Origin of the sequence: Gordonia sp. NPDC057258 (assembly GCF_042668985.1) — a bacterium.
GTDB lineage: Bacteria > Actinomycetota > Actinomycetes > Mycobacteriales > Mycobacteriaceae > Gordonia > Gordonia hongkongensis.
Window position 1 is genome coordinate 161,692 of the sequence record NZ_JBHUXZ010000006.1, and the last position, 10,474, is coordinate 172,165.

Consider the following 10,474-nt stretch of genomic DNA (forward strand, 5'->3'; position numbering starts at 1 on the left):
ATGGACGCCGACGCCCGTCACGCACTGGAATCGATCCGCCTCAACTGGGCCGACACCCCCGACGACGTGTGGGGCACCGCCGACCCCTTCCACGTCGGGGGCCTGCACGAGGACACCATCGTCGACATCATCCGTTCCTTCGACGACGCCCGTCGTTCGCCGTCGGGGAGTCCGATCGGGGTCACGGTGCGCGGCCCGGCCGGATCCGGCAAGACCCATCTCCTCGGCCGGGTCCGGCATCGTGTCCAAGAGGAGGGCGGGTACTTCTTCCTCGTCAAACTGCTCGACGCCACCGACTTCTGGCGTTCGGTGCTCGTGGCGATCATCGAGGACCTCGGCCGACCGACTCCCCGCCACCGCTCGCAGCTGAATCAGCTCCTCCACCGCCTCGCGATCGACGCCGGGGTCGCGGACGGGACACGTGACGCCGTGACCGGCGGCGCGCCGCTGACACCCGCCGCCCTCGATGACTTCGTCCACGGCGTCTACACCCGCCACTCGCGGCACCGGCGCCGCTCGCAGCACATCCTGCGTGCGCTCGTACTGCTGGAGTACGACGACTTCGCGGCCAAAGACCTCGGCGAGGCGTTTCTGCACCTGGACATCGACGACGCGGAGGAACTCGCCGCCTGGGGAATCCGCAATGCCCGTCTCGGTTATCAGGAAATCGTCGAGAACATCTCGCGGATCATCGCATTCGACGATGCGGCGGTTCTCGCGATCGACCAGATCGACACCCTGATCGAGGCCGGCAAGACCGCCGAGCCGGGCGAGGAATCACAGGTGGAGAAACTGGCGCACGGCCTGATGTCGGTGCGCGACACCATGAGTCGGACCACATGTGTGGTCTCCTCGATCACCGCCGCGTGGGAGTACCTCGCCGGACACGTCATGCGATCAGCGGTTGATCGGTTCCGGTTGCCACCCACCCTGCAACGGCCCGCGAGTGCGGACTTCGGCCGGCTCCTGCTCGCCCGGCGTTTCGCGCCGGGTTTCGCCGGCGTCGGATTCACGCCGCCCCATCCCACCTGGCCGGTCACCGACACCGCACTGACGGCGGCCACCGATTACACCCCGCGCGAGCTGATGGTGACCGTGGACCGCCAGATCGCCGCGATGCTCCGCAGCGACACGTTCGCCGAGATCACCGACCTCTCCGGCGCCACGTCCAAGACCTCCGCCGGCCAGGGCACACTCGCCCTGATCAACCAATCCCGCACCACGACAGACGTTCCTGACACGGGAGCGTCCGCTCGAGGGCGCGCGTCGTCGGCGGGATCGTCGTCTGCAGGGTCGTCGTCTGCGGGGTCGTCGTCGGCGGGATCGTCGTCTGCAGGATCGTCGTCAACCGACTCGTCGTCGACGACCACCTCGGACGATCCCGCGTTCGCGAAGCTCGACCAGCGGTACGCGGAGTTGATCCGGCGTGCCGACCCGCTACCCGCATTGGTACCCGACACCGAGGACCGGATCGTCCCCTCGCTGCTCCATGCCGGATTGGCGACGTGGATCCAGGCACTGTCCCGCGACGCCGACCGCTGGCAGCTCGATGCCCGGCCGGGACCGAAGAGTCCGCTGCACGGGCGGATCCGACAACTCGTCGACCCGAACCGGGACATCGAGCAGTCCTGGAGCTTCCGTGCCATCGCGGCATCGAACGCGCGTGCCGTCCAGACGCGCCTGTCGAGCGCGACGACGACCTCCGGTTTCACCCTCGGCGACATCGAACGCACCCTGGTGATCCTGCGGCGAGATCCCTGGCCCACCGGGCCCAAGACCCGGCAGATGGTCGAGGAACTGCACGATCGGGGCGGACGGGTCGTCGCCTGGACCGAACAGGACATCAAACGGCTGAGCGCGCTGGCACAACTGCGGGCCGAACGGCCCTCGCATCTCCGGGAGTGGATCTCCGACCGCAACCCGGCTGCCGAGATCGCCTTTCTCACCGACATCCTGGGCCCCGCACTCGAGGCGCCGGCGCCACGCGTGCAGTCAACGGATTCCGCGGCAACTACTTCGGACACGCCTGCCAAACGCCACGAGCCCGGCACCGCGGACAAACGCTCGACCACGACGCCACCCCGCGAGACGACGACGGACGAGTTCCGGTCGACCGACCCTCGGTCGGGGACGGCGGGGTACGACACCGCCGAATCGTCGTCGCGAACCGCACCCGCCGGCGAACAGTCGATCACCCTCGGGCGAAGTGTCGCCACCGGCGAGGCGGTGACCGTCTCGCTGCTCGCCCTGCGCAAGCATGTGGCGCTGTTCGCCGGATCCGGTTCGGGGAAGACGGTGTTGATCCGCCGCATCGTCGAAGAGGCTGCCTTGCAGGGCGTTTCGTCGATCATCCTCGACGTGAACAATGACCTCGCACGCCTGGGGACACCGTGGCCGGACGCCGACCCGCGTCCGTGGACGCCCGACGACCGCGAGCGCGCCAAGCGCTACCTGCACGACACCGAGGTCGCGGTCTTCACGCCGGGTCGGGCATCGGGGCGGCCATTGACTTTCCAGCCGCTACCCGACTTCAGCACGGTGGTCGGCAACCCCGACGAGTTCCGTGCCGCGGTCGACTCCGCCGTCGGCGCCCTGATCCCGCATGCCCGGGCCATCGGGACCAGCGCGAAAGCCTATCGGCAGCAAGCCGTCCTGCAGCAGTCCATGGAGGCCTTCGGACGTCGCGGCGGCGGCGCCCTGCAGGCATACGTCGGACTGCTGACCGAACTGCCAGACGACGCGAGCACCCTCGCCGACGCCCCGAAGCTCGCCGCCGAACTCGCGGAGAACCTCAAGGCCTCGATGGCGATCGATCCGGTCTTCGGGGGTGACGCCGCCCCGGCCGACCCGGGGTATCTGCTCACTCCCTCACCGGGTTTCCGGGCCCGGGTGTCGGTCGTGAACCTCGCCGGCCTGGGCACTGACGACCGGCGGGCCGGTTTCGTCAATCAGCTCCAGATGGCGCTGTTCGCCTGGATCAAGAAGAATCCGGCCGCCGACCGGCCACTCGGCGGACTGCTCGTTATGGACGAGGCGCAGAACTTCGCCCCGTCCGTCCGGATGACCGCGGCGTCGAAGAGCACGAGCGCATTGGCGTCGCAGGCTCGCAAGTACGGCCTCGGGCTCATCTTCGCGACCCAGTCGCCCACCGGCATCGACAACAAGATCTCGGCCAACTCCTCGACCCAGATCTTCGGACTGCTCAATCATCCGACGCAGATCGACCGCGCCAAGGAACTCGCCGCCAACAAGGGCAGCAGGATTCCCGACATCGGCAAGCTCCCGGCGGGGACGTTCTACATCGCGAGTGAGGGCGGGCGGTTCGCCAAGGCCGAGACGCCGCTCTGTCTCACCTACCACCCGTCGAGTCCGCCTACCGAGGACGAGGTCGTCGAGCTGGCGCGCTCCACGACACCGCGTCCGCGGTGACGGCCGGGCCCGACTTCGCCGACGGCCGAAGACGATGGTTGGCACAATGGACACCGTGCTCACGCTGACCGCCGGAGAGAACCGTCCGCTGCCGTCGACGGCCGTGACCGTCTCGGTGCGCTCGGCATCGCCGGTCAACACCTCGGCGATCCTGCTCACCGATGCCGGTCGCGTCCGCTCCGACGCGGACCTCGTCTTCTACAACCAGCCCAGCGGCCCCGGCGTCGGATACCGGTCTGCCGGCTCGGCCGACATCATCTCGGTCGACACCGCCGCGCTGCCTCGGGAGATCGCGACGGTCGTCGTCGCGGCGAGCCTCGACGGGACCGGGCCCACGAGTTTCGCGACCGCCGGCGCCCTCAGCGCGACGCTGACCGGAGGCGGCACCGAACTCGTCTTCAGCCCCTCCGGTCTCACCAGCGAAGCGGCCGTCGTGTGCCTCGAGATCTACCGGCGCAACGACGTCTGGAAGGTTCGTGCCGTCGGCCAGGGATACGACGCCGGTCTCGCGGGCCTCGCCACCGCCTTCGGCATCGAGGTCGACGACGAGCCCGCGACGCCGCCTCCTGGACGGCCGCCGCGAGTCACCGATCCGCAGCCCTGGCCGCCGGCCGCGTCGACGCCAACCGCGCCGCCGCCGACACCCGAACCACCGGCCCCGCAATGGAATACACCGTCCACACCGCCGCCTCCGCCCCGGCCTCCGGTCACCGCCCAACCACAGGGAGTTCCCATGCACAGCGATCTGTTCGCGCCGTCCCACGCCGAGGTCACCGGGCAGGGGATCCAGAAGCAGGGAAGCAAGATGTGCCGGGTCGGCCTCGCCGGTGAGGTCATGGCCCGCACCGGCTCGATGGTGGCCTACCAGGGCAACCTGAAGTTCGAGGCGCTCGGCTCGGGCGGCCTCGGACGGATGATGCGTCAGGCGATGACCGGCGAGGGCGTTCCGCTGATGAAGGTCACCGGACAGGGCGACCTGTTCCTGGCCGATGCGGCGTCGGACGTGCACCTCATCGACCTCGACGGTTCCGACGGCCTCACCATCAACGGCGCCAACGTCCTCGCCTTCGACTCCTCGCTGTCCTACGACATCGCCCGTGTGCAGGGTGCCGGCGCGATGAGCAACGCCGGACTGTTCAACTGCGTCTTCACCGGGCGCGGCCGGATCGCCATCACCACCGACGGCACCCCGGTCGTCCTCAACGTCGACGCCGCGACCTATGCCGACCCGCAGGCCGCGGTCGCGTGGTCGTCGAGCCTGCGCACCTCGGTGAAGTCCAATGACTCGTTCAACCTCGGCACCCTGATGGGACGCAGCACCGGCGAACGGTTCACCCTCGAGTTCTCCGGGCGCGGGTTCGTCGTCGTGCAGCCGTCCGAACTCCCGCCCGGCGGGTTCGTCGGCGGGACCGGTGGCGGCGGGTCGGCCGGGTCAGGGGCCGGCGGCGTGTTGGGTGGCATCCTCGGGCGCTGACGAGGCGGAACTCGGACGTCGCCCGAATCTGTCGGTGCCGACTGCTCTACTACGCTCCACCTTCGAACAACAGGAGCGAGCATGACCCACCACTTCTCCGATCTGCGGGGTCTGCCCCGCTGGCACCCCGACCCGCTGGTACGCGAGACGCTCGACCGCATTCGGCGCTACGGTTGGGCGGTGACGGCCGTCAGTGACGAGTGCACGTGTCACTCTCCCGAATGCGAAGCACCTGACTGCTCTTTCGCGTACACCACCGGCCTGCGCTTACACGACCTCCCCGAGTTGGCGGTGTACGGACTGGATGCACGAACGAGTGCATCGGTTCTCAACGAGCTGGGCAGCGTGTTTCACACCTATGACTGGCACTCGATCGTGTCGAATTCGGTTCCCATACAACTGGATTCGCTTGAGGTTCCGGTCACCGTCATCGAACTGGTGGACAAATCCGATCTCATCGTCACCAACGTCCTCTACCCCGACGCTCCGGTCTTGCAGGCGGTGTGGCCTGACGATCTGGGCAGCTATCCGTGGGAAGAGGGTTACACCCTTGCACCGGAACACCAATTCGTGATGGGCGTGCACGACCCGCGAGCGACCGGTGGCGACAGTCCGCGCGTCATCTACCCGCACCCCGGAATGAACCGGGCCCAGCGGCGCAAGGCGGCCCGACGCCGACGCCGACGCTGAGCAGGCGAGCGGCCAGGTGATCAGCCTGAGTTGCGGGGGCCTCAACCGTTCGGTTCTTGTCGGTGCCCCCGGATACAGTGATTTCTACAGGCCACAGATGAAAGACGCATATCGGCAGACGGTTACGCCGGTGTCGAACCAACGATGACGAGAAGCCCTGCCTCCAGTTCCGTCCTGTGATGTGGAAGGTCCGTCATGCCAACAACACTCGCCACCATGCTGCGCCCAGAGACCGAAAGTGTCGAACACTCCGGCGGTGAGGGTTATCTCGCCGTGTTGACTGCGATTCGCGAGGCGCTGTGGGATCTGCCCCCTGGCGGCGCGGAGCCGACCGGCCGTCAAGCGAGCACCGCGATGTCTCTGCTGATCGAACTGCGCTCCATCCTGGACCATCACGCCGCCGTCGGAGCTGCCACCCTCGACCGTCTCGGTGTGGCCCGACAGTCGACCGGCAAGACGTCCGCCCTGCTGATCACAATGGGCGCAGCACCCGCAATCGCGCACCGCTGGTTGCGGATCGGCAACGCACACGCATGGCTCTCTCGGTTGCCCGGTTACACTGCCGACGGCGCGATCCCCGGGGAACACGCCGATGCCGTCGTGAACGGCATAGTTCATGTCGCGCGTCGAGCACCCGAGGGTGTCTGCGCCGAGGAACGAGCAGAGGTCGAGCAGACCCTTATCGCGCAGGCGATGTCCGGCGCCACCCCTGCCGAAATCGCCCAGAAGGCGCGCGAACTGGGCAACGAGTATGCGGTCGAGTCCGGCGGCCTGCATGCTGGCGAGGACCGCACCATCAACGAGTTCACCGTCTCCCCGACCGGGGAAGGCCGGGTCCGCGTACGCGGCGATCTCGACACAGTCATCGGCGAAAAGCTGACCGCGGCAATCGAATCTCTAAACACTCCGAGGCCTGAGCCCGACGGCACCGACGACTCACGGACCACCGGGGCCCGCAACGCGGATGCTCTGGAACTCATCCTCGATGCCGCGGCGGTGGCCGACACCACCCTTGCAACCCCACCAAAGACCCACGTCAGCGTGCTCCTGCCGGCGGCTGCTCCCGACAAGGCCAGCCTGTTGTGGCTGGGTTCGATCAGCCCCACCACCGCGTCCTTGCTTGCGTGCGACTCCTCTGTCACCGACGTGGTCATCGACGGCGACACCGTCCCCCTGGAGATGGGCACTTCCAGACGACTGTTCCCGACGCATCTGCGTAGAGCGATCATCATCCGCGACCGGTGCTGCATCAAATGCGGTGCGCCTGCGGGCCGCACCCACGTCCACCACATCCAGTTCTGGAGCAACGGCGGTTCCACCGACATCGACAACGGGTGCTTGCTCTGCCCGTCCTGCCACGCCCACATCCATGCCGGCCAGTGGGAGATCATCATGGGGCGCGACCGCCACCCGTGGCTGGTCCCACCCGCATCGATCGATCCGATCCGAACGCCATTGCCGGCATACAACCGCCGCACCATGACTCTCGATGACCGGGCCGCAGCCTGATCCACCTCGGTGGTCGATGACCGACTCGTATCGGCGAACGGCCGGAGAGCCCGAGCGCCTGATACTTCTGAAGGCGAATCCGTCGAGAGACGACGCCCCGCGTAGCACCTTTTCGCACCGATCCGTCGGAGCGCGCATGCCCTTTGAGAACTTCATAGTGTTCACGCCCGACCTGTGGTGCGGGTGAACTGCGTAAGGCCCCACCTCCCTGGTGGGGGGTGGGGCCTTACAGCGCGACTGTCAGGCCAGTGCGAAGTCACCAGCTCGACTTCTGGCACACCGGCAAGTCGACGTCGCAATTGGGTGGCATCCGTGGGCGCTGAGCCCCAACGGGATCTCGTAGCGAGAAACGCTGCCATAGTTCGCTTTTCGCCATGCAGTCCGGCGGGCGGGTAACGTCGACGTCATGCCCGAAGCAAGTGCGACCGTCCTCGTCCGACAACCCCTCACCACGGTGTGGGAGTACTGCCTCATCCCGGAGCACGTCGCGGCGCTGACGCCCGGCGTGATCGGCGTCGAGACCGTCACCGACGGGCCGGTCTCGGTCGGGACCGTCTGGCGCGGCCAGATGAAGGGGCTCGGCCGCGCCGTCGACTGGACCGGCGAGTTCACGCGGGTGGATGCGCACACCGCCACCGAGTTCTCCTCCACAGAGTCACCGCTCGAGTTCGCCATCTCGGCCACGTTCGCGGAGGTTGGTCGCGGCGTCGAACTCACCTACCGCATCCGCAACGCCGGCGTCGGCGGGGCGGTCGGGAAGCTTACCGACGCGCTGGCGATCCGCGCGTATCAGCGGTCGCTCGCCGCGAACGCGAAGAAGCTGCCGCGCCTCGTCGACGAATGGACCGCCACCCGCTGACGACGACGCGATACGAGGAGTGCGATGTCGGCATCAGTCCACGAGCAACGATCTCCGACGGAGAAATCCATGAGGACGGCGGTCACGAAAGTCCTTGTTAGACATACGAATCGGGGACAATTCGGACGTAGCCTTCGCGGTCGACGGGGAGTACTCTGACCGGCGGATGCATCTCGTCCGGACCGTGATCCCCACCCGCCCCGAGATGGCGTGCGGCGTGGGCCCGGCCCTGCCGTCCTACAATCGTCCGCACACAAGGGATTTCGTCATGCCCGAATCCAGCGCATCCGTCACCGTCAAGCAACCACTCGAAACCGTCTGGGAGTACATGTCCGCTCCCGAGCACACCTTCCGGGATCCGTCGAGATCATCCCGCTGTCCGATGGGCCGCTCGCCGTCGGCTCGCAATGGAAGGGTAAGACGGCAGTCCTCGGGCGGACCATGGAATGGCGCGGGGAGTTCACCCGCGTCGACACATGCAAGGAGACGGAGTTCCAGTCCGTCGAGGCGCCGTTCCCGTTCACCACGCACATCTCGCTGGAGGAGACCTCCGACGGCGTCCAGGTGACCTGTCGGATCACGTCCTCGACCGGGTTCGGCGGGGTGTTCGGCAAGATGGCCGACCCCATCGTCAACCGCATCTACCAGCGGTCGCTCACCGCGTCGATCGAGAGCGTCCCCGACCTCATCGAGGAGTGGCTCGCTCAGCAGTGACACGACTCAGCAGTGACACGACAACGGCCCCACCTCGCCGAAGCGAGATGGGGCCGCTGGGGAATCGGTAGCACGAATGCGCTCCATGAGCGCATTCCTGCTACGAAATCCGTCGGGTGAAAATCACCAGCTGGACTTCTGCACGCCCGGCAGCTCGCCGGCGTGCGCCATGTCGCGCAGGCAGATACGGCACAGGCCGAACTTGCGGAACACCGAGTGCGGGCGGCCGCACTTGTTGCACCGGGTGTAGGCCCGCACGGCGAACTTGGGCTTCTTGTTGGCCTTGTTGACCAGAGCCTTCTTTGCCATGTCAGTTGTCCTTAACGTTGTTGTCCTTGAACGGGAAGCCCAGGGCACGCAGCAGCGCCCGGCCTTCGTCGTCCGTGGTGGCCGACGTCACGACGGTGATGTCCATACCGCGGGGCCGGTCGATGTTGTCGATGTTGATCTCGTGGAACATCGACTGCTCGTTCAGGCCGAACGTGTAGTTGCCGTTGCCGTCGAACTGACGGTCCGACAGGCCGCGGAAGTCGCGGATACGCGGGAGGGCGATGGACACGAGACGGTCCAGGAACTCCCACATGCGGTCGCCACGGAGGGTGACGCGCGCACCGATCGGCATGCCCTCGCGCAGCTTGAACTGTGCGATGGACTTGCGAGCGCGACGGATCTCCGGCTTCTGGCCGGTGATCTTGGCCAGATCCTCGACGGCGCCGTTGATCAGCTTCGCGTCACGGGCGGCGTCGCCGACGCCCATGTTCACGACGACCTTCACGACGCCCGGGATCAGCATCACGTTGGGGTATTCGAACTCTTTGTTCAGCGTGTCCTTGATCTCCTCGCGGTAGCGAGTCTTCAGGCGCGGCTGGATCTTGGGTTCAGTAGAGGTCATGTCAGATGTCCTTCCCGCTCTTGCGCGAGATCCGGACCTTCTTGCCCGTTTCCTCGTCGACGCGGTAGCCGACGCGAGTCGGGTTGCCGTCGGAGTCCACGACCATCACGTTCGAGACGTGGATCGAGGCTTCCTGGGTCACGATGCCTCCGGAGGAGGCACCGCGCTCGTTGGCCGACGCGGCGGTGTGCTTCTTGATTCGGTTGACGCCCTCGACGAGGACACGCTGGGTCTTCGGGAAGGCCTGGATGACCTTGCCCTTGGCGCCCTTGTCCTTGCCCGAGATGACGATCACGGTGTCACCCTTGTGGACCTTCATGTCAGATCACCTCCGGTGCCAGCGATACGATCTTCATGAACTTCTTCTCACGCAGCTCACGGCCGACCGGGCCGAAGATGCGGGTTCCGCGGGGGTCGCTCTCACCCTTGAGGATGACGGCGGCGTTCTCGTCGAAGCGGATGTAGCTTCCGTCCGCACGACGGCGCTCCTTGGTGGTGCGCACGATGACGGCCTTGACGACCTCACCCTTCTTGACGTTGCCGCCCGGGATGGCGTCCTTGACAGTGGCGACGATGACGTCGCCAATGCCGGCGTAGCGCCGCGAGGAACCGCCGAGCACGCGGATGCACAAGATCTCCTTGGCACCGGTGTTGTCGGCGACTCGCAGGCGGGATTCCTGCTGAATCACTCGTTAGTCTCCTTGACCTGGCTTCTTATGTACGGCGGATTTCCGACCCGACGCACACGGTCTGTTGCCATCGAACACACGCCTGCCTGGGGTTTTGACCAGGTTGTGACACCCGGGCCGTCCGCCCCAGTGGGTTCGTGAGCCGATTCGCGACACAGCGGCGCCGCAGGCAACCCCACAAGTGTAGGGGAATGCCCAGGTCCCGGCCAAATCGATGG

At 66.8% G+C, this 10,474-nt stretch carries 10 protein-coding genes; 6 read left to right on the plus strand and 4 right to left on the minus strand.

The window, feature by feature from the left end; all coding sequences use genetic code 11:
- From ACFUEJ_RS07105 to ACFUEJ_RS07130, 6 genes are all read left to right on the plus strand, one after another.
- Entirely contained in the window at positions 1 to 3,429 is a 3,429-nt protein-coding gene (locus ACFUEJ_RS07105) for a helicase HerA domain-containing protein (protein ID WP_388028322.1), read from the plus strand.
- A 46-nt stretch (positions 3,430 to 3,475) separates the two neighbouring features.
- On the plus strand, positions 3,476 to 4,903 hold the full coding sequence (locus ACFUEJ_RS07110) for an AIM24 family protein (protein ID WP_226513836.1): 1,428 nt from the start codon (positions 3,476 to 3,478) through the stop codon (positions 4,901 to 4,903).
- An 81-nt stretch (positions 4,904 to 4,984) separates the two neighbouring features.
- Positions 4,985 to 5,593, plus strand: coding sequence for a DUF4262 domain-containing protein (locus ACFUEJ_RS07115; RefSeq protein WP_211538351.1), 609 nt, complete (start codon positions 4,985 to 4,987; stop codon positions 5,591 to 5,593).
- Between the two features lie 195 nt (positions 5,594 to 5,788).
- Positions 5,789 to 7,102, plus strand: a complete 1,314-nt coding sequence (locus ACFUEJ_RS07120; protein WP_226513837.1) for an HNH endonuclease signature motif containing protein — start codon at positions 5,789 to 5,791, stop codon at positions 7,100 to 7,102.
- Positions 7,103 to 7,508: 406 nt separating this feature from the next.
- A complete protein-coding gene (locus ACFUEJ_RS07125; RefSeq protein WP_205333230.1) occupies positions 7,509 to 7,961 on the plus strand; it encodes an SRPBCC family protein in 453 nt (150 codons plus the stop codon).
- Positions 7,962 to 8,402: 441 nt separating this feature from the next.
- Positions 8,403 to 8,675, plus strand: a complete 273-nt coding sequence (locus tag ACFUEJ_RS07130) for a hypothetical protein (protein WP_240199056.1) — start codon at positions 8,403 to 8,405, stop codon at positions 8,673 to 8,675.
- A 123-nt stretch (positions 8,676 to 8,798) separates the two neighbouring features.
- Here the strand turns inward: ACFUEJ_RS07130 and ACFUEJ_RS07135 are convergent, their stop codons facing one another.
- Genes ACFUEJ_RS07135 through rplN form a run of 4 tightly spaced genes read right to left on the minus strand, consistent with a single transcriptional unit; the run spans position 8,799 to position 10,256 of the window.
- Complete coding sequence (locus ACFUEJ_RS07135) at positions 8,799 to 8,984, minus strand: type Z 30S ribosomal protein S14 (protein WP_004019490.1); 186 nt, start codon at positions 8,982 to 8,984, stop codon at positions 8,799 to 8,801.
- A gap of 1 nt (position 8,985) precedes the next feature.
- On the minus strand, positions 8,986 to 9,567 hold the full coding sequence (gene rplE / locus ACFUEJ_RS07140; protein WP_055475154.1) for a 50S ribosomal protein L5: 582 nt from the start codon (positions 9,565 to 9,567) through the stop codon (positions 8,986 to 8,988).
- 1 nt (position 9,568) lies between these two features.
- Positions 9,569 to 9,886, minus strand: coding sequence for a 50S ribosomal protein L24 (gene rplX / locus ACFUEJ_RS07145; protein WP_005197643.1), 318 nt, complete (start codon positions 9,884 to 9,886; stop codon positions 9,569 to 9,571).
- A 1-nt stretch (position 9,887) separates the two neighbouring features.
- Positions 9,888 to 10,256 (minus strand): 50S ribosomal protein L14, encoded by a 369-nt coding sequence (rplN, locus tag ACFUEJ_RS07150; protein WP_004019493.1) that lies wholly within the window; start codon positions 10,254 to 10,256, stop codon positions 9,888 to 9,890.
- Positions 10,257 to 10,474 lie beyond the last annotated feature (218 nt).

Bases quoted from the DNA above. Each gene is read 5' to 3' on its own strand.
- rplX (WP_005197643.1), bottom strand. From the start codon at position 9,886: ATGAAGGTCCACAAGGGTGACACCGTGATCGTCATCTCGGGCAAGGAC.
- ACFUEJ_RS07135 (WP_004019490.1), bottom strand. From the start codon at position 8,984: ATGGCAAAGAAGGCTCTGGTCAACAAGGCCAACAAGAAGCCCAAGTTC.
- ACFUEJ_RS07125 (WP_205333230.1), top strand. From the start codon at position 7,509: ATGCCCGAAGCAAGTGCGACCGTCCTCGTCCGACAACCCCTCACCACG.
- ACFUEJ_RS07130 (WP_240199056.1), top strand. From the start codon at position 8,403: ATGGAATGGCGCGGGGAGTTCACCCGCGTCGACACATGCAAGGAGACG.
- ACFUEJ_RS07115 (WP_211538351.1), top strand. From the start codon at position 4,985: ATGACCCACCACTTCTCCGATCTGCGGGGTCTGCCCCGCTGGCACCCC.
- ACFUEJ_RS07120 (WP_226513837.1), top strand. From the start codon at position 5,789: ATGCCAACAACACTCGCCACCATGCTGCGCCCAGAGACCGAAAGTGTC.
- rplE (WP_055475154.1), bottom strand. From the start codon at position 9,567: ATGACCTCTACTGAACCCAAGATCCAGCCGCGCCTGAAGACTCGCTAC.
- ACFUEJ_RS07110 (WP_226513836.1), top strand. From the start codon at position 3,476: ATGGACACCGTGCTCACGCTGACCGCCGGAGAGAACCGTCCGCTGCCG.
- ACFUEJ_RS07105 (WP_388028322.1), top strand. From the start codon at position 1: ATGGACGCCGACGCCCGTCACGCACTGGAATCGATCCGCCTCAACTGG.